26 protein-coding genes and 1 pseudogene are annotated in these 24,318 nt (G+C 66.1%); 10 read left to right on the top strand and 17 right to left on the bottom strand.

Annotated elements, in window-relative coordinates; translation table 11 throughout:
- The first annotated feature begins 88 nt into the window (after positions 1-88).
- On the top strand, positions 89-2,038 hold the full coding sequence (locus KDK82_RS27095; protein ID WP_012202414.1) for a cytochrome c/FTR1 family iron permease: 1,950 nt from the start codon (positions 89-91) through the stop codon (positions 2,036-2,038).
- Positions 2,039-2,101: 63 nt separating this feature from the next.
- On the opposite strand, the gene merA is transcribed toward KDK82_RS27095, so the two are convergent.
- From merA to merT, 3 genes are read right to left on the bottom strand one after another with little or no spacing between them, the layout of a single operon-like run.
- The gene (gene merA / locus KDK82_RS27090) at positions 2,102-3,790 is read right to left on the bottom strand and encodes a mercury(II) reductase (protein WP_047219395.1); all 1,689 of its coding nucleotides are present in this window, start codon (positions 3,788-3,790) and stop codon (positions 2,102-2,104) included.
- Between the two features lie 11 nt (positions 3,791-3,801).
- Complete coding sequence (gene merP, locus KDK82_RS27085) at positions 3,802-4,080, bottom strand: mercury resistance system periplasmic binding protein MerP (protein WP_012202416.1); 279 nt, start codon at positions 4,078-4,080, stop codon at positions 3,802-3,804.
- Between the two features lie 12 nt (positions 4,081-4,092).
- Positions 4,093-4,443 (bottom strand): mercuric ion transporter MerT, encoded by a 351-nt coding sequence (merT, locus tag KDK82_RS27080; RefSeq protein ID WP_046239654.1) that lies wholly within the window; start codon positions 4,441-4,443, stop codon positions 4,093-4,095.
- A 71-nt stretch (positions 4,444-4,514) separates the two neighbouring features.
- Here merT and merR point away from each other — a divergent pair, with 71 nt between their 5' ends.
- The 8 genes from merR (at position 4,515) to KDK82_RS27040 (ending at position 9,195) form a co-directional block, all read left to right on the top strand.
- Entirely contained in the window at positions 4,515-4,922 is a 408-nt protein-coding gene (gene merR / locus KDK82_RS27075; protein WP_012202418.1) for an Hg(II)-responsive transcriptional regulator, read from the top strand.
- A 175-nt stretch (positions 4,923-5,097) separates the two neighbouring features.
- Complete coding sequence (locus tag KDK82_RS27070; protein ID WP_016451582.1) at positions 5,098-5,427, top strand: helix-turn-helix transcriptional regulator; 330 nt, start codon at positions 5,098-5,100, stop codon at positions 5,425-5,427.
- A 12-nt stretch (positions 5,428-5,439) separates the two neighbouring features.
- A complete protein-coding gene (locus tag KDK82_RS27065) occupies positions 5,440-5,910 on the top strand; it encodes an ArsI/CadI family heavy metal resistance metalloenzyme (RefSeq protein WP_012202420.1) in 471 nt (156 codons plus the stop codon).
- Positions 5,911-5,922: 12 nt separating this feature from the next.
- Positions 5,923-6,420 (top strand): arsenate reductase ArsC, encoded by a 498-nt coding sequence (locus KDK82_RS27060; protein WP_012202421.1) that lies wholly within the window; start codon positions 5,923-5,925, stop codon positions 6,418-6,420.
- A 10-nt stretch (positions 6,421-6,430) separates the two neighbouring features.
- On the top strand, positions 6,431-7,516 hold the full coding sequence (gene arsB / locus KDK82_RS27055) for an ACR3 family arsenite efflux transporter (RefSeq protein ID WP_012202422.1): 1,086 nt from the start codon (positions 6,431-6,433) through the stop codon (positions 7,514-7,516).
- Positions 7,517-7,530: 14 nt separating this feature from the next.
- Positions 7,531-7,953, top strand: a complete 423-nt coding sequence (gene arsC, locus KDK82_RS27050; protein WP_012202423.1) for an arsenate reductase (glutaredoxin) — start codon at positions 7,531-7,533, stop codon at positions 7,951-7,953.
- The gene (arsH, locus tag KDK82_RS27045) at positions 7,946-8,668 is read left to right on the top strand and encodes an arsenical resistance protein ArsH (RefSeq protein WP_012202424.1); all 723 of its coding nucleotides are present in this window, start codon (positions 7,946-7,948) and stop codon (positions 8,666-8,668) included. Before arsC ends, arsH begins: the two co-directional genes overlap by 8 nt.
- Before the next feature lie 95 nt (positions 8,669-8,763).
- Positions 8,764-9,195 carry a hypothetical protein gene (locus KDK82_RS27040; protein ID WP_012202425.1) on the top strand — a complete coding sequence of 144 codons (432 nt, stop codon included), beginning with the start codon at positions 8,764-8,766 and terminating at the stop codon, positions 9,193-9,195.
- An 89-nt stretch (positions 9,196-9,284) separates the two neighbouring features.
- On the opposite strand, the pseudogene KDK82_RS27035 reads toward KDK82_RS27040, so the two are convergent.
- The 7 genes and pseudogenes from KDK82_RS27035 to KDK82_RS27005 form a co-directional block, all read right to left on the bottom strand.
- Positions 9,285-9,425, bottom strand: a pseudogene (locus tag KDK82_RS27035) (transcriptional regulator); the annotation flags it as partial.
- On the bottom strand, positions 9,425-9,949 hold the full coding sequence (locus KDK82_RS27030) for an AlpA family transcriptional regulator (RefSeq protein WP_012202427.1): 525 nt from the start codon (positions 9,947-9,949) through the stop codon (positions 9,425-9,427). The gene KDK82_RS27030 and the pseudogene KDK82_RS27035, both read right to left, overlap by 1 nt.
- Positions 9,950-9,953: 4 nt before the next feature.
- Positions 9,954-10,232, bottom strand: coding sequence for a hypothetical protein (locus KDK82_RS27025; protein WP_012202428.1), 279 nt, complete (start codon positions 10,230-10,232; stop codon positions 9,954-9,956).
- 175 nt (positions 10,233-10,407) lie between these two features.
- Positions 10,408-11,607 (bottom strand): site-specific integrase, encoded by a 1,200-nt coding sequence (locus tag KDK82_RS27020; protein WP_016451583.1) that lies wholly within the window; start codon positions 11,605-11,607, stop codon positions 10,408-10,410.
- Between the two features lie 314 nt (positions 11,608-11,921).
- Positions 11,922-12,494, bottom strand: a complete 573-nt coding sequence (dcd, locus tag KDK82_RS27015) for a dCTP deaminase (protein ID WP_013803686.1) — start codon at positions 12,492-12,494, stop codon at positions 11,922-11,924.
- Between the two features lie 68 nt (positions 12,495-12,562).
- Entirely contained in the window at positions 12,563-13,855 is a 1,293-nt protein-coding gene (gene guaD, locus KDK82_RS27010) for a guanine deaminase (RefSeq protein ID WP_088166732.1), read from the bottom strand.
- Between the two features lie 128 nt (positions 13,856-13,983).
- Positions 13,984-15,090, bottom strand: a complete 1,107-nt coding sequence (locus KDK82_RS27005) for a BMP family ABC transporter substrate-binding protein (RefSeq protein WP_088166731.1) — start codon at positions 15,088-15,090, stop codon at positions 13,984-13,986.
- Positions 15,091-15,284: 194 nt separating this feature from the next.
- Here KDK82_RS27005 and KDK82_RS27000 point away from each other — a divergent pair, with 194 nt between their 5' ends.
- Positions 15,285-15,725 (top strand): HIT family protein, encoded by a 441-nt coding sequence (locus KDK82_RS27000; protein ID WP_034391141.1) that lies wholly within the window; start codon positions 15,285-15,287, stop codon positions 15,723-15,725.
- 6 nt (positions 15,726-15,731) lie between these two features.
- Here the strand turns inward: KDK82_RS27000 and KDK82_RS26995 are convergent, their stop codons facing one another.
- From KDK82_RS26995 to KDK82_RS26965, 7 genes are all read right to left on the bottom strand, one after another.
- On the bottom strand, positions 15,732-16,781 hold the full coding sequence (locus KDK82_RS26995; RefSeq protein ID WP_034391139.1) for an adenosine deaminase: 1,050 nt from the start codon (positions 16,779-16,781) through the stop codon (positions 15,732-15,734).
- Complete coding sequence (locus KDK82_RS26990) at positions 16,781-17,779, bottom strand: aromatic ring-hydroxylating dioxygenase subunit alpha (RefSeq protein WP_088166730.1); 999 nt, start codon at positions 17,777-17,779, stop codon at positions 16,781-16,783. Before KDK82_RS26990 ends, KDK82_RS26995 begins: the two co-directional genes overlap by 1 nt.
- Positions 17,780-17,999: 220 nt before the next feature.
- On the bottom strand, positions 18,000-19,157 hold the full coding sequence (locus KDK82_RS26985; protein WP_012204065.1) for a BMP family ABC transporter substrate-binding protein: 1,158 nt from the start codon (positions 19,155-19,157) through the stop codon (positions 18,000-18,002).
- 250 nt (positions 19,158-19,407) lie between these two features.
- Positions 19,408-20,580, bottom strand: a complete 1,173-nt coding sequence (locus tag KDK82_RS26980; RefSeq protein WP_012204061.1) for a BMP family ABC transporter substrate-binding protein — start codon at positions 20,578-20,580, stop codon at positions 19,408-19,410.
- Positions 20,581-20,628: 48 nt separating this feature from the next.
- Positions 20,629-21,549, bottom strand: coding sequence for an ABC transporter permease (locus tag KDK82_RS26975; protein ID WP_016452615.1), 921 nt, complete (start codon positions 21,547-21,549; stop codon positions 20,629-20,631).
- Positions 21,549-22,655, bottom strand: coding sequence for an ABC transporter permease (locus KDK82_RS26970; RefSeq protein ID WP_012204059.1), 1,107 nt, complete (start codon positions 22,653-22,655; stop codon positions 21,549-21,551). Before KDK82_RS26970 ends, KDK82_RS26975 begins: the two co-directional genes overlap by 1 nt.
- A complete protein-coding gene (locus KDK82_RS26965; RefSeq protein WP_034391134.1) occupies positions 22,642-24,231 on the bottom strand; it encodes an ABC transporter ATP-binding protein in 1,590 nt (529 codons plus the stop codon). The genes KDK82_RS26970 and KDK82_RS26965 overlap by 14 nt, the downstream gene beginning before the upstream one ends.
- Positions 24,232-24,318: the final 87 nt, after the last annotated feature.

The following is a 24,318-nucleotide window of genomic DNA, read 5'->3' as shown; positions in this document are numbered from 1 at the left end:
CGTTTTAGAACCTTCGCTCGCACTGCATCGTGCAACGCCCAGTGGTCCGAGTCATCGATAAAATGAGAATCAATAACATTTATACATCATGAAAATGCTTTCTCTTTGCGCCAGGCGATTCCTGGCAATAGCCGCGTTGTTCGCACTCTGGTCGGCTTCTCCCGCCTGGGCTGCCGCCCCTGCCGCCAGCGACCAGGCCAAGCAGACCTGGCAATTGCTGGACTACCTCGCGGTTGACTACGGCGGCGCGGTGAGCAACGGCCAGATTCAAAGTGCCAGCGAGTACGAGGAGATGAAGGAGTTCGCGGCAACCGCCGCACAGCAGCTTGCCGCACTGCCGAGCACTGCGGCGCTGCCCGAGTTGCAGCGGCAGGCCAAAGCGCTCGGAGACCTCATCGCCGCAAAGGCGGACGCCAAGGCCGTGGCCGACAGCGCCCATTCGCTGGCCGCAGCGCTGGTCAAAGCCTATCCGTTTCCGCTCTCGCCGACCCAGCCGCCGGATCTCGCACGCGCCAAGGTGCTGTTTGAAGCCAACTGCGCGGCATGCCACGGGGCAACCGGTGCAGGCGACGGCCCGCTCGGCGCCAAGCTCGAACCGCCGCCGATCGCCTTCACCGATCGTGATCGTGCCCGTTCGCGCAGCGTGCTCGCGCTGTACCAGGTCATTTCTCAAGGCGTGACCAGCACGTCGATGCCCAGCTTCGCCACGCTCTCCGACGAGGATCGGTGGGCATTGGCATTTTTCGCCGGCACACTGTCGCATGACGATGCCATGCGCGCACGCGGCGAACAGTCCTGGGGGCGAGACGCCAGCGCCAAGGCTGTCTTTCCCGACCTGGCTGCTGCCGCCACCTTGACCGAAGCCGCCTTGTCCGAGCGGATGCCCCCGGACGCAGCCCGCGACCTCACCGCCTATGTTCGCCGCCACCCGGAAGTCACCGCTGCCGCGAGCGGCTCGGGCGGACTGGCCTTGGCCCGCACACGCCTTCAGGAGAGCCTTGCCGCGGCGCGCGCGGGCGACCGGGCCAGCGCAACGCGCCTGGGCCTGTCGGCCTACCTGGATGGATTTGAGCCTCTGGAGCCGGCATTGCGCGCACGCAACCAGACACTTCTCACGGAAGTCGAAAACGCCATGCTGGCCTATCGCGGCGCGCTCGCCGGCGGGAAACTGGAACAAGCCGATGCCACGGCGCAGAAGCTGGACTATCTCTTTGCCCAGGTGGACGCCGAACTCGGCGCGGACAAGGCAGACCCGCTGACCACGTTCATCGCCTCCCTCACCATCCTGCTGCGCGAAGGGGTTGAAGCGCTGTTGATCGTCGTGGGCATGCTGGCCTTCCTGAAGAAGGCAGAACGGCGCGATGTGCTGGGCTATGTGCATGGCGGCTGGATGGCCGCACTGGCTTGCGGTGGCCTGACCTGGGCGGTGGCCACCTACTTCGTGAGCATCAGCGGCGCAAGCCGTGAGGTGACCGAGGGGGTTTCATCCCTGTTTGCGGCCGTTGTGCTGCTGAGCGTCGGGCTCTGGATGCACCAGAAAAGCACGGCGGGCAAGTGGCAGGCCTACCTGAAGGAAAAACTCTCCGCAGCCATGACGCGGCGTTCGGCATGGGCATTGTTCGCCTTGTCGTTCATTGCGGTCTACCGCGAAGTTTTCGAGACGGTGCTTTTCTATTCGGCCCTGGCCGGCGACGGCAACAATGGAGCCCTGCTCGGTGGATTGGTGGGCGGAGTGGCCGTTCTGGCCGTCCTCGCATGGTTCATGCTGCGCACCAGCGCCCGCATGCCGATCGGCAAATTCTTCAGTCTCAGCTCGATCCTGGTAGCGGTGCTCGCGGTCGTGCTCGCCGGCAAGGGGGTTGCCGGCCTCCAGGAGGCCGGCCGGTTGAGCGCCAGCCCGATCCATTGGCCGCGCATCGAAGTGCTTGGCATCTATCCGTCAGCGGAAACCGCCATTGCGCAAGCCGTGGTGCTTGCCGTTGCTCTGGCAGGCTTTGCCATGAACGCCGTGAAGGCGCGAAATCCCCGGCCCGCGTGAAACAAGCCGGCGTCACTGCCGAGCGTGACTCCTGGAAAAAATCGCGCTCAGCAAGAGATGACGCTATCCGGCACAGCAGGACAGCTGCTTCACGTCCTTGCTGAAGGTCTGCGCCGCGAGCTTCAGGCCCTCGACCATCGTCAGGTAGGGGAATAGCTGATCGGCCAGCTCCTGCACGGTCATCCGGTTGCGGATCGCCAGCGCCGCCGTCTGGATCAGTTCGCCCGCTTCCTGCGCGACCGCCTGCACGCCGATCAGCCGTCCGGTGCCGGCCTCGGCAACCAGCTTGATGAAGCCGCGCGTGTCGAAGTTGGCCAGCGCCCTCGGCACGTTGTCGAGCGTGAGCGTGCGGCTGTCGGTCTCGACGCCGTCGTGGCGCGCTTGCGCCTCGCTGTAGCCCACCGTCGCCACCTGCGGATCGGTGAACACCACGGCCGGCATCGCCGTCAGGTCCAGCGTCGCGTCGCCGCCGGTCATGTTGATGGCGGCGCGCGTGCCGGCCGCCGCCGCGACGTAGACGAATTGCGGCTGGTCGGTGCAGTCGCCGGCCGCGTAGATGTGCGGCGCGCTGGTACGCATGGTGTGGCTGACGAGGATGGCCCCCTGGGGATTGACCTCGATGCCCGCCGCTTCGAGGTTCAGCGTGCGGGTGTTCGGCGCGCGCCCCGTGGCAATGAGCAGCTTGTCGGCGCGCAGCTCGCCGCGATCCGTCGTCAAGATGAACTCTTCCTCTGCATGGGCGACTCGACTGGCCTGGACATGCTCCAGCACCTCGATGCCCTCGGCACGGAACGCGGCCGTGACGGCTTCGGCGACGGCGGGGTCTTCGCGAAAGAGCAGTGTGCTGCGCGCGAGGATCGTGACCTGGCTGCCCAGCCGGGCAAAGGCTTGCGCCAATTCGACTGCCACCACCGACGAACCGATCACGGCCAGCCGCGAGGGAATGGCATCGCTCGCCAGCGCCTCGGTGGAGGTCCAGTAGGGAGTGCCCTTCAAGCCAGGAATCGGCGGGAGCGCGGGGCTCGCACCAGTGGCGATGAGACAGCGGTCGAAGGCCACCGTGCGCTCACCGCCTTCCGCCAGTTGCACGGTCAGGCAGTTTTCATTCATGAAACGGGCCTCGCCATGCAGCACGGTGATAGCCGGGGTGCTCTGCAGGATGCCTTCGTACTTGGCATGGCGCAGCGCATCGACGCGGCCTTGTTGCTGGGCCAGCAGCCGCTCGCGCAGAATGGACGGCGGCGTGGGCGGCAGGCCGGCATCGAACGGGCTTTCCCGGCGCAGATGCGCAATGTGCGCGGCGCGGATCATGATTTTGGACGGCACGCAGCCGACATTGACGCAGGTGCCGCCGATGGTGCTCCGCTCGATTAGCGTCACGCGCGCGCCTCGCTCGACCGCCTTGAGTGCCGCCGCCATCGCCGCGCCGCCACTGCCGATCACGGCCACATGCAGCGCCCGCTCGCCACCACCGTGACTCGGTTCGCTGCCCAGCCAGCCCAGCGCCTTGCCCAACAAGCCCGCAGCCTTGTTCGGCGTGTCGGACACCCGTGCGCGGTAACCGAGCGCGGCCATCGCCGCGACCAGCGGACCATGGTTCATGTCCGCATCCGCCTCGACCTCGGCCCGTCGCCGCGGATAGGACACCGAGGCCGAGCGCACCCCGGGCACCTTCTCCAGCGCCTCTCTGACGTGCTCGGCGCACGACGCGCAGGTCATGCCGTCGATGTGCAAGGCGATCGCTTCGGCCATGGCGGGCAACCTCACTGCTTGACGGTGGCGGGGTAGCCCGCGTTTGCGGTGGCCTTGGCCAAGGCCCCGGCGTTGGTCTTGGCATCGTCGAAGGTCACGACGGCTTCCCGCTTTTCATAGCTGACCTCGGTCTTCTGGACCCCGGCCACCTTGAACAGGGCCATCTTGACCGTGATCGGACACGACGCGCAGGTCATATCGGGCACCGACAGTGTGACGGTCTTGGTGGCGGCCCACGCCGGAGCGCCCAGGGTAACGGCCAGGGCAATAGCGGTGGCAAGTTTCTTCACGGTGGATTCCTCTCAATAGAACAACGGCAGGACGTACGGAAAAGCGAGGGCAATCAAGACCAGCGCGACCACGATCCAGAAAATGATCTTGTAGGCCGTCCGCACGCGGGGCACGGCGCAGACCTCATCCGGCTTGCAGGCGTGAACCGGCCGGAAGATGCTGCGCCAGGCGAAAAACAGCGCCATCAGGGCCGCGCCGATGAAAATCGGCCGGTAGGGTTCCAACACGGCCAGGTTGGCGATCCAGGCGCCCGAGAAACCGAGCAAGACCAAGATGAGGGGGCCGAGGCAACAGGCCAACGCAAGAATGGCGGCGAGGCCGCCAGCGGCCAGGGCGCCACGCCCGCTCTTGGGTTCCGACATATGGTTTTCCTTCCGGGACTTCGCTTGATGCTGTAAGGTTACTTCCGTAGTCAACTACGGAGTCAAGCGTCATGGAAAGCGCCTCGGACAATCTGACCATCGGCGCCTTTGCCAAGGCGGCCACAGTCAATGTGGAGACGATCCGGTTCTATCAGCTCAAGGGCTTGTTGCCCCAGCCGGAGCGGGCCTACGGCCGCATCCGCCGCTACGGGCCGGCAGATGTGGCGCGGGTGAAGTTCGTGAAGTCAGCCCAGCGCCTGGGGTTCAGCCTGGATGAAATCGGCCAGCTTCTGAAACTTGAGGACGGCACCCATTGCAATGAGGCGGCGGAGCTGGCCTCGCTGCGGCTGGCCGATGTGCGCGCCCGCCTGGTGGACCTCACACGGATTGAGGCGGCATTGTCGAAATTGGTGGGTGAATGCGACGCGCACCATGGCAATGTGTCCTGCCCGCTGATCGCGGCATTGCACTGCTGTTGAGCGGAGAAGTTCGGCCGTTCACCTCGCGGCGAAGGGGCGGACAGGCAAGCGCGGCGCGCGAACCAGATTTAAGGTATTGAGCCGGAGGCGCGATGGGATCAAGACCGGATGGCCACAATTCGGCGCGATAGTGCCCTTTTGCACATTAATTCAATAAATGTTGTATTATCGAAATATGAAAGAGACCCAAGCCGTTTCCGCCCTCGGCGCCCTGGCCCACACCCAGCGCCTGCGGGTTTTCCGCGCCCTGGTGGTCGCCGGCCCCGAAGGGCTGACACCCAGCGCCCTCGCCGACCAGCTCGACGTGGCCCGCAATTCCCTGTCCTTCCACCTGAAGGAGCTGGCCCATGCCGGCCTGGTCACCATCGAGCAGCAGGGCCGCAACCTGATCTACCGCGCCGACTTCACCCAGATGAACGGACTGCTCGGCTACCTGACCGAGCACTGCTGCCAAGGCAGCACATGCGAGGTCAGTGATTCCTCCTCTGCCTGTACTTCCTGCTGAAAGGATCTCCCCATGAAGCGCTTTCACGTTCACCTGCACGTCGATGACCTGAACCGCAGCATCGGCTTCTATTCCCAACTGTTCGCCGCGCAGCCCGCGCGTGTCGAGGGCGACTACGCCAAGTGGATGCTCGAAGACCCGCCGGTCAACTTCGCTATCTCCACACGGGGCAACAAACCAGGCATCGACCATCTGGGCATCCAGACCGACGATGCGGAGGAATTGGCCGTGCTGAAGGCACGCGCCGAGGCGGCCGACATGGCGCTGCTCGACGAAGGCACCACCACCTGCTGCTACGCGCGCAGCGAGAAGCACTGGATCACCGATCCGCAGGGCGTGGCCTGGGAACACTTTCATACGCTGGGCAGCATCCCGGTCTTCAACGAAGCGGCGCCTGCAACGGGTTCTGCCGCAGCCTGCTGCGCCCCGGCGCGCGGCAAGCCGGTGGGCGTTGCGGTGAAGCCGGCTTCGTCCTGCTGCTGATGTGAGACATCCATGACCACCAACAAGACCTACAACGCCCTGTTCATCTGCACGGGTAACTCGGCCCGCTCCATCCTGGCCGAAGGCATCCTCAATGAATTGGGCCAGGGGCGCTTTCGCGCCTACTCGGCGGGCAGCCACCCCAAGGGCGAAGTCCACCCGCTGGCGCTTGCCACGCTGGAACGGCTGCATATGCCGATCGTCGGCTACCGCAGCAAGAACTGGGACGAGTTCGCGGCGCCCGGTGCACCGGAGCTGGATTTCATCTTCACGGTGTGCGACAACGCCGCCGGCGAGGTCTGCCCCGTATGGCCTGGGCGCCCGATGTCAGCGCATTGGGGTGTGCCTGATCCTGCAGCCGTTGAAGGCACCGACGAGCAGAAGCGCAAGGCGTTCACGGATGCGGCGCTGACCTTGCGCCGGCGCATTGAGCTGTTCCTGTCGCTGCCATTGCAGCGGCTCGATGCCATGTCGCTGCAGCACGAGCTGCGCAGCATTGGTACGAAGTGAGGTCTGCGCGATGAGTGTTGGAACCCAAACGGCCGGCCGCGTGCCGGCCACCTCCACCATGAGCGTCTTCGAGCGCTACCTGAGCGTGTGGGTGCTGCTGTGCATCGTCGCCGGCATCGCGCTGGGCCAGTTCGCACCCAACGTATTTCAGGCCATTGGCCGCATGGAGATCGCCCAGGTTAATCTGCCGGTCGGTCTGCTGATCTGGATCATGATCGTGCCGATGCTGCTGAAGGTGGACTTCGGTGCGCTGGGCCAGGTCAAGCAGCACTGGCGCGGCATCGGCGTGACGCTGTTCGTCAACTGGGCGGTCAAACCGTTCTCGATGGCGCTGCTGGCCTGGATCTTCGTCCGCCAGGTCTTCGCTCAGTGGCTGCCGGCCGACCAGCTCGACAGCTACGTTGCCGGCCTCATCCTGCTGGCCGCCGCGCCCTGCACGGCGATGGTGTTCGTCTGGAGCCGGCTGACCGGGGGCGATCCGGTATTCACGCTGTCGCAGGTGGCGCTGAACGACACCATCATGGTGTTTGCCTTCGCGCCCATTGTCGGCCTGCTGCTGGGCCTGTCGTCCATCACGGTGCCGTGGGCCACGCTGCTGGTATCGGTCGGCCTGTACATCGTGATTCCGGTCATCCTGGCCCAGCTCTGGCGCCGTGCTCTGCTGAACAAGGGCCAAGCCGCCTTCGACCGGGCGCTGGAGCGCATCGGCCCGCTGTCGATCGCGGCGCTGCTGCTCACGCTGGTGCTGCTGTTCGCCTTCCAGGGCGAGGCCATCATCCGCCAGCCGCTGGTCATCGCCATGCTGGCGGTGCCGATCCTGATTCAGGTGTTCTTCAACTCCGGCCTGGCCTATTGGCTCAGCCGCAAGGCCGGCGAGCAGCACAGCATCGCTTGCCCCTCGGCGTTGATCGGCGCCTCCAACTTCTTCGAGCTGGCTGTAGCGGCCGCCATCAGCCTGTTCGGCTTCCAGTCCGGCGCGGCGCTGGCCACCGTGGTCGGCGTGCTGATCGAGGTGCCGGTGATGCTGCTGGTCGTTCGGATCGTCAACCAAAGCAAGGGCTGGTATGAGTGCGGCCCGAACCCTGCCCGCAGATAAGCAAGGCATTTCCCATGAGCAGTATCACGATATATCACAACCCCGTCTGCGGCACGTCGCGCAACGTGCTGGCCCTGATCCGCAACAGCGGCGAGGAACCCACGGTCATCGAATACCTGAAGACACCGCCCGACCGCGAAACCCTGCAACGCCTGATCACGGACATGGGCGTGCCGGTGCGCGCGGTATTGCGCGAGAAGGGCACGCCCTACGCGGAACTCGGCCTCGATGACCCGAAGTGGAGCGATGCGCAGTTGATCGACTGCATGCTCCAGCATCCCATTCTGATCAACCGCCCTATCGTGGTGACGCCGCTGGGCACGCGGCTGTGCCGGCCTTCGGAGGCCGTGCTGGACATCCTGCCGCAATCACAGCGCGGCGCGTTCAACAAGGAAGACGGCGAAGCGGTCGTGGACGCGGAAGGCCGCCGTGTCTGAATCCAGAATCGACCTACCCAATATCGACACCGCGCTATTCCAACTGCCCGATACCCAACGGCTGCTGACACCCGAGCGCGCCACGCACGCGCCGCGCTTCCTATTGCTCTATGGCTCGCTACGCGAGCGCTCGTTCAGTCGCTTGGCCGCTGAGGAAGCGGCTCGCATCCTGCGCGCGCTCGGCGGTGAGACGCGCATGTTCAATCCCTCGGGCCTGCCACTGGTGGACGATGCACCCGCCGACCATCCCAAGGTCAAGGAACTGCACGAGCTGGCCCAGTGGGCCGAAGGCATGGTGTGGAGTTCGCCCGAGCGCCATGGGGCCATGACGGGGTTGATGAAGACGCAGATCGACTGGATTCCGCTGTCGGCCGGCGCAGTGCGCCCGACGCAGGGCAAGACGCTGGCGGTGATGCAGGTCTCGGGCGGCTCGCAGTCCTTCAACGCCGTCAACCAGATGCGCGTGCTGGGCCGCTGGATGCGGATGCTGACCATCCCCAACCAGTCCTCGGTCGCCAAGGCGTACCAGGAGTTCGACGAGGCCGGGCGCATGAAGCCCTCGGCCTACTATGACCGCATCGCGGACGTGATGGAGGAGCTGATGAAGTTCACCCTGCTCACGCGCGATGCGGCGCCGTACCTCGTGGACCGCTACAGCGAGCGCAAGGAAAGTGCGGAAGCACTGAGCCGGCGCGTCCAGCAGACGGCTATCTGAACACTCCCCCTAAAAAACAAGCACTTCACTCACCAATCCGTCGTGACGCTAATCTGATGCGCCATCGCAGCGACAGAAACGGATCGGAGAACAGAATGGGAATTTCCAGCAGCAAGGTCTACAAGCAGGCCGATGAGGCCGCTGCGTTTGCGCATATCAGGGAGCTCGCAGAAAAGGAACCCGTCGATGACGAGACGGCTTCGGAATTGTGGCTTGAGGCAGAAGCCATCGTGGACACCTACATCGAGGCCGCTGAGTCGCGGTCCATAGAGGACTTGCCCTCCAGGCAGGAACTGGGCGAGTCCTGCTTTTGGCTGTTGTTCCAGACGAAAGTTTTGCGGGAGGACGAGCATTACCGGCTGATCGTCGAACTGCTGTCGCCACAGCTCGGGCTGTCCCTGTTCGATTTGCTGCCCCGCGTCCGAAAGCTCCGCGAAGCGGCCCTTGACGCACTGGAGGCCATGGTCAAGAAGCCATCAATGGATCGTCCGACAGCGCCGCAAGCGTGCGAGGACGACCTTTTCTGATGGGAAGCTGGTGGCACCTCCGAGCCGAAATTCTCGTATCAGCGATACGAGAATTCATCGGCTGCGGAAGATCGAGCGTCAGCACCGAACGTCCGCGCCATCTGGCGCAGCACAGTCGGCAGTTCGGCCTGGTCGCCGTCCTCCAGAACACCGTTGATGACTTCGAGCGCGAGCGCCGGGTCGCTGCGGTACAGCTCGGCCATCGCTTCGTCATGGGGTCTGCTTTTCATCAGCCCACCAGCGCTTCCAGTTCCTCGAACGCCAGGCGCGGCAAGCGCCGGCCTTCCTTGGCCACGTTGACCTGCAGGGCGGCCCGCGCCACGTCCAGCACCTCCCGCGCCAGGGCATAACCGCCCTTGGCCTGCATCCAGCCCAGCACATCCGCCAGATGCCAGATCGACGCGCTGCCCTCATGCACCGGCGCCGGGAAGCTACCCGGATGGGCCAGCATCAGCTTGCGCATATTCTGCCGCGACACGCCCACGATGTCGGCCACATCGGTCAGCCCAACCAGATCAGGCGCCACTTCGATCAGCCGGGCCGAGGGTGCGGCACGGCGCACATCGGCCAGCGCGCTGCGCACTGCCTCATCTGCATCCACCGCCTCGCGGGTAAATTCCAGCGCCAGCCGCCCCGGCTGCCCGATGCCGACCAGGGCATCGTCGCAGCCGGCTTCACCCAGGCGCTCGACCAGTGTCTGCGAATCGCGGTCGTCATCGGTGAGCTGGTATTTGAGGGTAAAGGTGTATTCCATCGCGCTATTCCTGGGTGCCATCGTCATCCGCCTCGCGCTGCTGGCGGTCCATGGTGCAGTTGTCCACGGCGCGCCGTAAGGCGCGGGCATGGTTGCCGGGGTTCTTCGGCGTGCTCCATACACTGGTAATGCAGAACTCGCCGCAACGGCATTCCTCATCGTTGTACGGGCAGTACATCCGCCCCCAGGCATGGCTACCGCCGACTTCGACACGCCAGCCTTGCCCTTCGGCGTGTCGCAGCGCATCCTCGACCTCTTTCTTCGGGTGAGAGGAACGGGCCATCAGCGACCTCCAGTATGGGGATGATGCGCAAGGTTGTCAAGTGACAACCTTGCTGCAAGGCTTGGTGACCCACGCTCGAATTGTCGCGACAGCGTCGCGACAATTCGGCGGGCCTGATTTCCGACACGAAAGGCTGGCAACGCCGCGCCTGCCGCAGCCGACGGCATCTTGCCGTTCATGCGGACGCCTGCTCGGTGCGTTGCGCCCCGGTGATCGTCTTGCGCCGGTTCGCCACCAGCTCGGCGGCCTGCCGCACCGGATCGTCCTCCGTGTGGACGTACCGCATGAACATCGCCACGGTCTTGTGCGCCGTCAGCGCCATGCCCACCTTCACCGGAATCCCCGAGTTGGCGATGTCAGTGGCCGAACGGTGGCGGATGCCATGCGTGCCCACGTGCGTAGCGCCCGCCGCCTTCAGGATGCGGCACCAGGCACCGTAATACTCGCCCTCGGTGAGATGCTTGGCCGGGTCGTTCGGCGACGGCAGCACGTAGGGGCAGCCGTCCCGGCGCGGCGCGGTGGACAGCAGCCGGTAGGCTTCCTCGCTCAAGGGCTTGGACATGCCACCTGTCTTGCTATCGGGCCAGACCACGCGGCGGTTGTCCAGATCCACCCATGCCCATTCCAGCGAGATGATCTCGGAGCGCCGCCCGGCAAACTCGAATTGCAGGCGGATCGCCAGCGGGATGACGTAGTTCTCCAGCCCTTCGGCCTCGATACCGTCAAGGTGCCGGAACAGCTTGCCCATGTCCTCGTCGCTGATGAGGTGGGTGGCCTTGCCGTCGGGGTACACCGGGACGTGGCGGCATGGGTTGGTGCCGTCCGGCCGATAACCCCAGACCTCGGCCAGGTTGAACATCTTGCGCATGACGCTGAAAGCGCGGTTCGCCTCGGCGGGCTTGTGCGCCATCTTCTTCATCGCCCCGGCCACGTCCGGGCGCTTCACGTCCTGAACCTTGATGCGGCCCAGGAAGGGGACGATGCAGCGGTCGATGACGCCCTGGTAGCCCCGGCGGGTGCTGGGCTTGTTGCGTTGCTTGGAGTGATCCTCCATGAACTTCACGCACAGTTCCGTGACCGTGGGCGCCTTGCGCGCCGCCGCCTTGTCGGCGGCCGGGTCGCCGCCCCGGCGTACCTGGGCCAGCCATTCCTGGGCCAGCGAGCGGGCCTGCTCGACGGTCAGTTCGCCATACAGGCCCAAAGCGGGTTTGCGGCGCTCGCCGGCGTTCGTGCGGTACTGGAGCATGAACACCTTGCGGCCCGCTGGTGTAATCTTGCACAGGAAGCCGGGCACCAGCGTGTCCCGCAGTTCGACGGCCTGCGCCTGGGGTTGTGCCGCATCCACTGCGGACTTGGTGAGCTTGATTTTTGCCACGATGACTCCTCGGAAAGACCCGGTTTCCAGGGGCCACATGGGAGCCACGAGGCAGGAAGCCGGATCAGGTTTCAGAAAGCACCGGCATATGATGAACGCGCCTAAGTTATTGATAAACCTGCTGTATCTGGCTTCGGCGTAGTCCAGCGAATTACGGTACTGAAGTCAGTGTGAAATGAAAAATGGCCCCCACGCTACCCTTGCTGCGTAAGGTCCGCTGCCCCCCGAGGGGGCTGCTTTTCATCTTGGGGCGGCCCGGCGATGAAAAAGGCCCGCAGCTTTCGCTGCGGGCCTTGTCTTCCGGGCCAAAGCCGTCAGGCCTTGGGAAGCGTCACGCCCACCTGCCCCTGGTACTTGCCGCCACGGTCCCGGTAGCTGACCTCGCAGACATCGTCGGGATCGCTCTCGAAGAACAGCACCTGGGCACAGCCCTCGCCGGCATAGATGCGGGCGGGCAGCGGCGTGGTGTTGGAGAACTCCAGCGTCACATAGCCTTCCCATTCGGGCTCGAAGGGGGTGACGTTGACGATGATGCCGCAGCGCGCGTAGGTGCTCTTGCCCAGGCAGATGGTCAGCACGTTGCGCGGGATGCGGAAGTACTCGACCGTGCGCGCCAGCGCGAAGCTGTTGGGCGGGATGATGCAGCTGTCACCCTCGAAATCGACGAAGCTTTTCTCATCGAAGTTCTTGGGGTCCACCACGGTGCTGTGGATGTTGGTGAACACCTTGAATTCGGGTGCGCAGCGGATGTCGTAGCCATAGCTGCTGGTGCCGTAGCTGATGATCTTGCGGCCATCGACGTTGCGAACCTGGGCCGGCTCGAAAGGCTCGATCATGCCGTGATCCTCGGCCATGCGACGGATCCACTTGTCGCTCTTGATGCTCATGGCAATTCCTCGTTCCCTAGCTGCACTTGTCAGGCGCCAGCACCCGGCAGGGCACTGGCGCAAAGGCGCTATTTTGCTTGAGAAACGACGGTGCGCTCGATCAGGCGGTCATCGCCCAGGATGATCATGGCGAACAGCAGCTCGTCCAGGCTCTCGGCCTGGCGGGTCTTGCGCTCGAGCAGCGGCGTGCAGGCCGGGTTGATGACCACGAAGTCGGCCTCGCAGCCCGGCTGCAGGTTGCCCACCTGGCCCGCCAGGCCCAGGGCGCGCGCCGCGCCCGCCGTGTGCTGCCACCACAGGTTGCCGGGCGACAGGCTCAGGCCCTGCTTGGTCTGGCCCTCACGGCCCGCCACATAGGCGGCCTGCATGGTGCGGAAGGGGCTGAAGCTCATGCCGCCGCCCACGTCGCTGGCCAGGCCGTAGAGGAACTGCGCGGCATCGGCCCGCGCAAAGTCGAAGAAGCCGCTGCCCAGGAACAGGTTGCTGGTGGGGCTGACGGCCGCAGCGGTGCTGCGTTCACGCATCAGTGCGCGGTCTTCGTCGTCCAGGTGGATGCAGTGCGCGTAGACGGCGCGCTCGCGCATCAGGCCGAAGTCGTCGTAGACCGACAGGTAGCTGCGCGCCTTCGGAAAGAGCTCGGCCACCCAGCGCACTTCGTCCAGGTTCTCGGCCACATGGGACTGGATCCAGACATCGGCGTAGCGTGCGGCGAGTTCGCCCGCGCCGCGCAGCTGCTCGTGCGTGCTGGTGGGGGCAAAGCGCGGCGTGATGGCGTAGCCCAGGCGGTCCACGCCATGCCAGCGCTGGATCAGGTTTTCGGTGTCGATCAGGCTTTGCTCGGTCTGGTCGCGCACGCCGTCGGGGCTGTGGCGGTCCTGCAGCACCTTGCCCGTGATCATGCGCATGCCGCGCGCCTGCGACGCGCCCATGAGCGCATCGACCGACCCGGGGTGCGAGGTGGCAAAGGCCAGCGCCGTGGTCACGCCGTTGCGCTGCAGCTCGTCCAGGAAGAACTCGGCCACGCTGTCGGCATGGGCGCGTTCGCAAAAGGCAGACTCGTGCGGAAAGGTGTATTTCTCCAGCCAGGGCAGCAGGCCGGCGGCAGGCGCGCCGATCACATCGGTCTGCGGATAGTGAATGTGCAGGTCGATGAAGCCTGGCGCCAGGATGCGGTCCGGCAGATGGGTGACTTCGGCGCCCGGCTGTCCGGTGAACTGCGCCTGCAGCGCCTGCCAGCTGCCGGCGGCGACGACGCGCTGCTGCCCCCTGTCATCCGGGGCGACGGCCAGCAGGCCGTCTTCGTCGTAGAGCGCCTGGCCATCGTCGGCAAAACGCAGCAATGAGGAACGGTAGATTTGCATGCCGCCAAGCTTAGCGGGCGGACAGGCAGATGCCATATCCGCAGCGCTATAGGCGCCATCGGCAGGCGCCATCCTAGGGTTTACGCCAGGACCGGACGCCCCGCAGGCCGCATCACCCGCAGGCCGCATCACTTGGGCAGGGTGGCCTGCACGCCTTCCACCAGCCAGTTCATCTGCAGGATCTGCGCATCATCCAGCTGCTTGCCGGCTGGAATGCGCACCTGGCCCTGGTTGTCGCGCACCGGCTGGTCGCCGGCCTTGAAGGGCTGCAGACGGCCCTGGGCCATGTCCTTTTGGCGCTGCAGCACTTCCTCGCGCACGGCGGTCGGCAGCTTGGGGCCGAAGCCCTCCACGCGGATCATGCCCTCACGCACGCCGCCCCAGGTGTCCTGGCTCTTCCAGCTGCCGTCCAGCACGGCGCGGGCGCGCGCAGTGTAGTAGTCGCCCCACTGGTGGGTGACGGCCAGCAACTGGGCGTCGGGCCCGTCCTTGCGCATGTCGGAGTGGTAGGCAATCGCCATGCGGCCGCGCTCCTGGGCGGCCTGCATCACGGCGGTGGATGCGACCTGGAAGGACACCACGTCCACGCCGCCGTTGAACAGCGCCATGGCCGCATCGCGCTCGCGCGGCGGGTCGAACCAGGTATCCAGCCAGACCACCTTGACCGTGGCCTTGGGATTGACCGAACGCATGCCCAGCGTGAAGGCGTTGATGCCCTGCAGCACCTCGGGAATCGGAAAGCCGACCACGAAGCCGGCCACGCCCGTCTTGCTGGCACGGCCTGCGGCAATACCCGACAGATAGCGGCCCTCGTAGTAGCGCGCATTCGAGGTGGCCACGTTGTCGGCGCGCTTGAAGCCCGTGACCGACTCGAACTTCACCTGCGGGAAGTCACGCGCCACGCGCATCACGGACTCGGTGTAGCCGAAGCTGGTGGTGAAGATCAGCTGGTTGCCCAAGGCGGCCAGGTCGCGCAGCACGCGCTCGGCATCGGGGCCCTCGGGCACGCTGTCCACCGCACGGGTCTGCACGCGCGGGCCCAGCGCCGCCTGCAATGCGCGCCGGCCCTCGTCGTGCTGGCGCGTCCAGCCGGCGTCGAGCACGGGCGTCAGATAGACGAAGGCAGCCTTGAGGGGCGCGGAACCTGCGGGGGATGAAGGGGCGGGATGGCCTTGGGACAAGGCCGTGGATACAAGACTTGCGGCCGCGACTGCGGCTGCGAGGTTTTTGTACATGGTGTTCCTCTACATGGCCCGGAAATGAAAACGCACCTGCCGTGGGCAGCGGCCGGTGCGGGGCGCGATTATAGGCAGCGGCCCTGAGGGCTGCCTGGGCCTGCGCTTATGGCCTCCATAAGGGACGGCAGATACCGTCCACTAAGATCGTCGGCAAATTCCAACCCCAAGCAACCACCAAGGAGCACAAGACCATGCCGATGTTCGTCGATACCTCGCCCCCGGGGCAGTGCCTTTTTTGCCGCCTCGTGGCGGGCGAGATTCCGTCCGCCAAGGTGTTCGAGGACGAGCAGACCATCGCCTTCATGGACATCGGCCAGGTCAATCCCGGCCATGTGCTGGTGGCCAGCAAGCGCCATGCCGTGACCCTGCTGGACCTCACGCCCGACGAGGCCGGTGCCGTGATGCGCACGGCCCAGCGCGTGGCGCAGGCCGTGCAGGCGGCGTTCGACCCCGAAGGCATCAGCCTGTTCCAGGCCAACGGCGCGGCGGGCGGGCAGACCGTCTTCCACTTCCACCTGCATGTGCTGCCGCGCCACGAGGGGGACGGCGTGGGCCTGGGCTGGCCGCGCAAGGAGCCCGGCATGCAGGCGCTGCAGGACTATGCCGAGCGCCTCAGGCAGGCGCTGGCCTGAACGGACTCAGGCCAGGGCGGCGTAGCGGGCGAACACGGCCTCCAGCTGGCGCATCCAGTGGGCGCGCTGCTGGGGTGTGACGAAGCTGGCGTCAAAACTGTTGACCGCCAGTTGCCAGGCCTGCTGCGAGTTCATGCCGGTGGCGGCGAACAGCTGCAGGTAGTTCTCGTTCACATAGCCGCCGAAGTACGCCGGATCATCGGAGTTGACCGTGACCTTGAGCCCTGCCTCCAAGAGCTGGGGCAGGTTGTGCTGGGCCAGGTCGGACACCACGCACAGCTTGAGGTTGGACAGCGGGCACACGGTCAGCGGCACGCCGTCGCGGACCAGGCGCTGCATCAGGGCCTCGTCGCGCGCGGCCTGCACGCCGTGGTCTATGCGCTCGGAATGCAGCACGTCCAGCGCACCCCAGATATAGGCGGGAGGTCCCTCCTCGCCCGCATGCGCGACCAGGTGCAGGCCCAGCTCGCGGCAGCGCGCGAACACGCGGGCGAACTTCTCGGGCGGGTTGCCGACCTCGCTGCTGTCCAGCCCTACGCCGATGAAGCGGTCGCGCAGCGGCAGCGCGGCCTCCAGCGTGGCGAAGGCGTCCTCTTCGCTGAGGTGGCGCAGAAAGCTCAGGATCAGCGCGGACGAGATGCCCTGCTCTATCTCCGCATCGCGGCAGGCGCGGTACAGGCCGTTGATCACGGTCTCCATGCCCACGCCGCGCTGGGTGTGGGTCTGGGGGTCGAAGAAGATCTCGGCATGGACCACGTTGTCCTGCGCGGCGCGCGTCAGGTAGGCGCGGCCCATGTCGTAGAAATCCTGCTCGTACAGCAGCACGCTGGCGCCGGCGTAGTAGATGTCCAGAAAGCTTTGCAGGTCGGTGAAGGCATAGGCGCGGCGCAGGTCTTCCACGCTGGCGTAGGGCAGCTTCACGCCGTTGCGCTGGGCCAGGGCGAAGATCAGCTCGGGCTCCAGCGAGCCTTCGATGTGCATGTGCAACTCGGCCTTGGGCATGGCCTGGAGCAATTGGGGCAGATGCGCGGCATCCACGGCGGGTACGGTGTGCATCAGCAGACTCCGAAGGTGATGCCGCTGGCCCGGAGGTAGCGGCGGTAGGCGGACGACATGCGGTCGGCCGCAGAGTGCATTTCGGCGCGCGGGTCCAGCGGCAGGCACTTGGGCTGCTGCGACTCCAGCACGGGCTGGTCCTGGCAGAAGATGGTGTGCTGGAATTCCTGCAGCTGTGCGTCGGGCGAATCGAAGTCTGCCACGGCCAGCCGGAACCAGACGCGGCTGGTCTCGGGCGTGACGGGGCAGATGAACAGGGCGATGGACTCGCGCCAGCCGGCACGGGTGGTGCCGGACTCGGGCAGCTTGGTCAGCACGGCGGCATAGGGCGCCGTGACTTCGTAGGTGTACTCGACCTCGGCCGCGCTGGTGGAGTGCAGGTTGGACTGGGGCTGCACGGCCTTGCAGCCCGTGGCCAGCACGCCCGTGGGCGTGGTCTCCACGGCATAGGCTTCGATGGCCGTGGCGTCGCGGCTGCCCAGCCAGCCTTCGTGGACAAAGCCGAAGTGCGACATGTCCAGGAAGTTCTCGATGATGCGCGGCGCGCTGGCGGCCACATCGTAGGGACCGCAGTTGAGCTTGCGCAGGTGCGCGTCCGCCTCGGCTTCAAAGGCTGGAAGTGCCGCCAGGGCCGGAGCCGCCGAGAGCTCCTCGCCCGTGGCCAGCCGCACCCAGACCAGGCCGTAGGCTTCCTGTGCCTCGAAGGCCTTCACGCATTGCGAGGGCGGGGGCGTGAAGCTGGGCAGGGCCGGCACCTTGACGCACTGGCCGCTGTCGGCGAACTGCCAGCCGTGGTAGGGGCATTCAAGGTGGCCGTTTTCGACACGGCCCATGGACAGGCGTGCGCCACGATGCGGGCAGCGGTCCACGAAGACGCGGACCAGGCCTTGCGGATCGCGCCACAGCACCAGGGGCTGGTCCAGCAGTTGCACGCCCAGCGGCGCATCGACAACTTCGTGGGCCTGGGCCACGGGATGCCAGAGGGAGTTTTCGATCATGGGGGGAATCTCTTGCTGTCTGTCTGTGCCGCGGCGGCGGGCAGGCCGCGGCTGGGAGCGAGCATAAACCCACTCGATGCGCAGCACAGGTACGGCACAAGTACGGTAAAGGTGCGGCACCTGTTCAGCACCTGTGCGGCGCATGAACGCCAAGGCCGCCCGAAGGCGGCCCTGGCGGCAGCATGCAACCCGGCCTGCGCCGGGTTGCATGGCGTCTGTCTTACTTGCTGTCCTGGCCCGGCACCTTGCCTTCCACGCCCTTGACGTAGAAGTTGATGCCCGTGAGGAACTTGTCCTCGGCCACGGCGTCGGCGGCCAGCAGTTCCTTGCCGTCCTGGCCTGCGATCGGGCCCTTCCAGATGTGGAAGGTGCCGTCCTTCAGGCCCTTCTTGACCTCTTCGATCTTCGCCTTGGCTTCGGCGGGCACGTCATCGGCCAGCGAGACGATGTCGATCGCGCCTTCCTTCACGCCCCACCAGGTCTGCTGGCTGCTCCACTTGCCATCCAGCATCTCGCGCACGGTCTTGGTGTAGTAGGGCGTCCAGTTGATGATGGCCGAGCCCAGGTGGGCCTTGGGGCCGTAGGCCGTCATGTCGGAGTCCCAGCCGAAGGCGCGCTTGCCCTTTTCCTCGGCCGTCTTGAGCACGGCGGCGGAGTCGGTGTTCTGGAACAGGATGTCGGCGCCGCCGTTGATCAGCGAAGTCGCAGCCTCGGTTTCCTTCGGGGGTGCGAACCACTCGTTGACCCAGACCACCTTGGTCTTGATCTTGGGGTTCATGGACTGCGCGCCCAGCGTGAAGCTGTTGATGTTGCGCAGCACTTCGGGAATCGGCACGGAGCCGACCACGCCCAGCACGTTGGACTTGGTCATGGAGCCCGCGATGATGCCGGCCAGGTAGGCGCCTTCGTAGGTGCGGCTGTCGTAGGTGCTGACGTTGGCGGCGGTCTTGTAGCCGGTGGCGTGCTCGAACTTCACATCGGGGAAGTCGGGAGCGATCTTCTGGATGGGTTCCATGTAGCCGAAGGTGGTGCCGAAGACCAGCTTGTTGCCGTTGGCGGCCATGTCGCGCAGCACGCGCTCGGCGTCGGCGCCCTCGGGCACGCTCTCCACATAGGAGGTCTTGATCTTGTCGCCGAATTCCTTCTCCAGCGCCAGGCGGCCCTGGTCGTGGGCAAAGGTGTATCCGCCGTCACCGACGGGGCCCACGTAGGCGAAGGCGATCTTCAAAGGCTCGGTTGCAGCGGCAGCAGGGGCCTCGGCAACGGGAGCGGGCGCAGGCGCGGCCTCCTCCTTCTTGCCACAGCCGGCCAGCGCGGCGGCGGCCACGGCCGACAGCGCTGCCACCTTGATCAGGGAGCGTTTGTGAAGATCAGTCATCGAAGTTTCCTCAAGTGGTCCTGCGGCAGGCAGGAAGAAGGCGGTGTCCGCAGGGGCGCAGACCCGCCGCGATGGGTCCCGAGAATAAAGCAAGAATGGCGCCAGCCGGCTGCGCCAGAGCCACCAAGCATGCGGGAAAACCACATTTTGGGGGCTTTGCACAATCGTGGTGCATAGGGCGGACCCGTCTGGCGGATCGCGGCAGAAAAAAGGGCCCCGAAGGGCCCTTGGTGCATGGACTGCCGTCGGATCACTTGGCGCCCGGCACCTTGCCTTCGACGCCGTTGACGAAAAAGTTGATGCTGGTCATGAAGCCCAGATCGCCGACCTGGCCTGCCGTCAGCACTTCCTTGCCGGTGTTGTCCTTGATGGGGCCGGTCCAGACGGCGAAGCTGCCGTCCTTCAAGCCGTCGCGTGCCTTGGCGACCTTGTCCTTGATGTCCTGGGGCACGTCGTCGGCGATCTTCACGAGGTCGATGGCGCCTTCCTTCACGCCCCACCAGAACGAGCCGCCCTGCCACTTGCCGTCCAGCGTGTCCTGGGTGACCTTGCTGTAGTAGGGCGTCCAGTCGATCACGGCCGAGCCCAGGTGGGCCTTGGGCGCGAAGGCGCTCATGTCGCCGTCCTTGCCGAAGGCGCGCGCACCGCGTTCCTCGGCCGTCTTGAGCACGGCCGGGGAGTTGGTGTTCTGGTAGAGCACGTCCACGCCGCCGTTGATCAGCGAGGTGGCGGCCTCGGACTCCTTGGGCGGGGCGAACCATTCGTTCACCCAGACCACCTTGGCCTTGATCGAGGGATCGACGCTTTGCGCACCCAGCACGAAGCTGTTGATGTTGCGCACCACTTCAGGAATCGGCACCGAGGCCACGACGCCGACGGTCTTGGTCTTGGTCATGCCGCCAGCCACGATGCCGGCCAGGTAGGCGCCCTCGAAGGTCTTGGTGTCGTAGGTGGCCACGTTGTCGGCGTTCTTGTAGCCGGTGGCGTGCTCGAACTTCACGTCCTTGAGGTCGGCCGCGACCTTCTGCACGAACTCCTGGTAGCCGAAGCTGGTCGCGAAGATCAGCTTGTTGCCCTGGCCGGCCATGTCGCGCATCACGCGCTCGGCATCAGCGCTCTCGGGCACGCTTTCGACGAAGGAGGTTTCCACCTTGTCGCCGAACTTCTCCTGGATGGCCTTGCGGCCCAGCTCGTGCTGGAAGGTCCAGCCGCCGTCGCCGATGGGGCTGACGTACATGAAGCCGATCTTGAGCTTCTCAGCCGGCGCCTGGGCGGCAGGCGCGGCAGCGGGAGCGGGCGCTGCGGCCTCTTCCTTCTTGCCGCAGGCGGTCAGGGCCGCCACAGAGATGGCCGACAGGCCGATCATCTTCACAAGCGTGCTTTTCAGGCCAGGTTTCAGGGTGCGTTCGCGCAAAGCGGGCATGCGTTTGTCCTTTTGTGGTTCTGGAGGGAGAGGGAAAAAATGAAAGCGTCAGGAGCCCGGGTAGAAGGGCTTGCCCAGCGAGGCCGGCATGTTGGCACGGATCCAGGCCGGATTGCGCGAGATCAGCACCAGCACGACGATGGTCGCCAGGTAGGGCAGCATGGACAGCAGCTGGCTGGCCACCTGCACGCCCGTGGCCTGCAGGTGAAACTGCAGCATGGTCACGCCGCCGAACAGGTAGGCGCCCAGCAGCACGCGCGCAGGGCGCCAGGTGGCAAAGGTGGTCAGCGCCAGCGCGATCCAGCCCCGGCCCGACACCATGCCCTCCACCCACAGCGGCGTGTAGACGGTGGAGATGTAGGCACCGGCCAGCCCGCACATGGCGCCGCCGAAGACCACGGCCGCCAGGCGGATGCGGCGCACCGGGTAGCCCAGCGCATGGGCCGACTGGGGCGACTCACCCACGGCGCGCAGCACCAGGCCGGCCCGCGTGCGGTAGAGGAACCAGACCAAGGCCGCCGCAATGGCCACTGCCCCATAGACCAGCGGATGCAGGCGAAACAGCGCCGTGCCGACCACGGGCAGGTCGGACAGCCAGGGCACGGCGAACTTGGGCAGCTCGGGCAGGCGCGCCTGCACATAGCCCAGGCCCAGGAAGGCCGAGAAGCCCGTGCCGAACAGCGACAGGGCCAGCCCCGTCGCGTACTGGTTGGTGTTCAGCCAGATCACCAGCACGCCGAAGATGGCGGCCAGCAGCGCGCCCGCACCCATGCCGGCCAGAAAGCCCACGGTGGTGCTGCCCGTGTGGACCACGGCGGCAAAGCCCGCGATGGCGGCGCACAGCATCATGCCCTCGGCACCCAGGTTGACGATGCCGGCCTTTTCATTGATCAGCAGGCCCAGCGCGGCCAGCGCCAGCACGGTGCCGGCGCTGAGCGTGGAGCCCAGCAGCAGTGCATAGGATTCCATCAGCGGGCCTCCTTGACGGCAGGCGCCGCTGCGGGCGGAACCACGGGCGTGCGGGACACCCAGCGCACGCGGTAGGCCACCAGCGTGTCGCAGGCCAGCAGCGTGAACAGCAGCAGGCCCTGGAACACGCCGGTCAGCGCCTTGGGCAGGCCCAGGCGCGACTGGGCGAGCTCGCCCCCGATATAGAACATGCTCATGAGAATCGCTGAAAAGATCATGCCCACGGGATGCAGGCGGCCGACGAAGGCCACGATGATGGCGGCGAAGCCGTAGCCAGCCGGGACATAGGGCGTGAGCTGGCCCAGCGGGCCGGCCACTTCCAGCGCACCGGCCAGGCCGGCGGCGGCGCCCGAGATCAGCAGCGCCGTCCACAGCGCGCGGCGCGAGGAAAAGCCCGCGTAGCGCGCGGCAGCCGGGGCCAGGCCACCGACCTGCAGCGCAAAGCCGGCACGGGTACGGAACAGGAAGACCCACAGCATGGCCGCCGCAGCCAGCGCCAGCAGCAGGCCGATATTGGTGCGCATGCCCTGCATGAGCTTGGGGATCTGCGTGACGCGCTCGAAGGTCTTGGTCTGCGGGAAGTTGTAGCCCATGGGGTCCTTCCACGGCCCGTAGACCAGAAAGCCCAGCACCAGGGTGGCCACGTAGACCAGCATCAGGCTGACCAGGATTTCATTGGCATTGAAGCGGTCGCGCAGCAGGGCCACGATGCCTGCCCAGACCATGCCGCCGAGCATGCCGGCCACCAGGATGGCGGGCACGATCCACGGCCCCGTGGTCTTGTCCGCCAGCAGCGCCACGCCGCCTGCGGCCACGGCGCCGATTACGAACTGGCCTTCGGCACCGATGTTCCAGACATTGGAGCGAAAGCACACGGCCAGCCCCAGCGCGATCAGCAGCAGCGGCGTGGCCTTGACGGCCAGCTCGCCCAGCGCATAGGTGGACTTGACGGGGTCCCAGAAGAAGGCCTGCAGGCCGCGCACCGGGTCCTTGCCCAGCATCACGAACAGGCACACGCCGATCAGCACCGTGATGGCCAGCGCCAGCACGGGCGAACCGTAGGTCCACAGCTTCGAGGCCTGGGGGCGTTGCTCAAGCTTGAACATGGGCGCCTCCCCTGGCGGCATTCTGGGAGGCGTTCGGGGCGGCAGCACCGTCCCACAGGCCGCTCATCCACTCGCCGATCTGCTGCACGGTGGCATCGGCCCGCGCCACCGAGGGCGACAGCCGGCCCTTGGCCACCACATGCAGGCGGTCACATATTTCGAACAATTCGTCCAACTCCTCGCTGAGCACCAGCACGGCGCAGCCCTCGTCACGCAATTGCAGGATGGCGCCGCGGATCTGCGCGGCCGCCCCCACGTCCACCCCCCAGGTAGGCTGGGAGATGATGAGCAGCTTGGGCCTGGCATCGATCTCGCGGCCCACGATGAATTTCTGCAGGTTGCCGCCCGACAGCGACTGCGCCGCCGCGTTGGGGCCACCGGCCTTGACGTTGAAGCGCGCGATGATGGCGCGCGCCTGCTCCTGCAACTGGCCCATGCGGATCCAGCCGCCCGCGCCCAGCGCGGTCTTGCGGGTCAGCAGCAGGTTGTGCGCCAGGCCCATGCTGGGGACGGCGCCACGGCCAAGGCGTTCCTCCGGCACGAAGTGCAGGCCCAGCGCACGGCGCCGGCCGGGCCCCAGGCGCCCCGCCTCCCGGCCGGCAATCTGCACCATTTCGGGCGCTGCGCGCGTGTCCTCGCCGGACAGGGCGTACAGCAATTCCTTCTGGCCATTGCCCGAGACACCGGCGATGCCCACGACTTCGCCCGCGCGCACATCGAGCTGGATGCCATGCAGGTCCACGCCGAAGGGCTCCGAGCGCGGCAGCGCCAGGCCCTGCACGCGCAGCACGCTGGCGCCGACCTGGGATTCGCGGTGCGTGAGCTCGGGCGGCTCCGAGCCGATCATCAGCCGCGACAGCGAGGCATTGCTCTCCACGGCCGGGTTGCACACGCCCGTCACCTGCCCGCCGCGCAGCACGGTACAGGCCGTGCACAGCGAACGGATCTCGTGCAGCTTGTGGCTGATGTAGAGGATGGAGCAGCCCTCGGACGCCAGGCGGCGCAGCACCACGAAGAGCTTTTCCACCGCCTGCGGCGTGAGCACCGAGGTGGGCTCGTCAAGAATGAGCACGCGCGGGTGCGTGAGCAGGGCGCGGATGATTTCCACGCGCTGCATCTCGCCCACGCTCAGCGTGTGCACGGGGCGGTGGGGATCGACCTCCAGCCCGTAGTCATGCGCCGTGGACTCGATGCGCTTCACCACCTCGGCCAGCGGCAGGCTCTTGTCCAGGCCCAGCCAGACGTTCTCGGCCACGGACAGCGTGTCGAACAGGCTGAAATGCTGGAACACCATGGCGATGCCCAGCTGGCGCGCCTCCTGCGGGTTGCGGATGTGGACCGGCTTGCCATCGACCTCGATGCGGCCCTCGTCAGGCTTGACGGCGCCGTAGATGATCTTCATCAGCGTGGACTTGCCGGCACCGTTCTCACCCAGGATGGCATGCACTTCGCCGGCGCCCACGGTCAGCGAAATACCGTTGTTGGCCACCACCGCCGGATAGCGCTTGGTGATGCCTGTCAGCTGCAGCCGGGGCGGCGCGGCGGCTGGCAGGGGGACTGTATCGGGGGGATTCATGGCTGGGATTGTCTTTCAATTTCTGCAACAAACTGGAACACAAGTCCTTGAAACCGCCTCGGCGGCCCTCATATCGACCACCACTTT

It is taken from the genome of Delftia sp. K82 (genome assembly GCF_002193035.1).
GTDB lineage: Bacteria > Pseudomonadota > Gammaproteobacteria > Burkholderiales > Burkholderiaceae_C > Comamonas > Comamonas acidovorans.
Note: the sequence above shows the minus strand (reverse complement) of the source record. Positions and strands in the feature narration are given on the sequence as shown.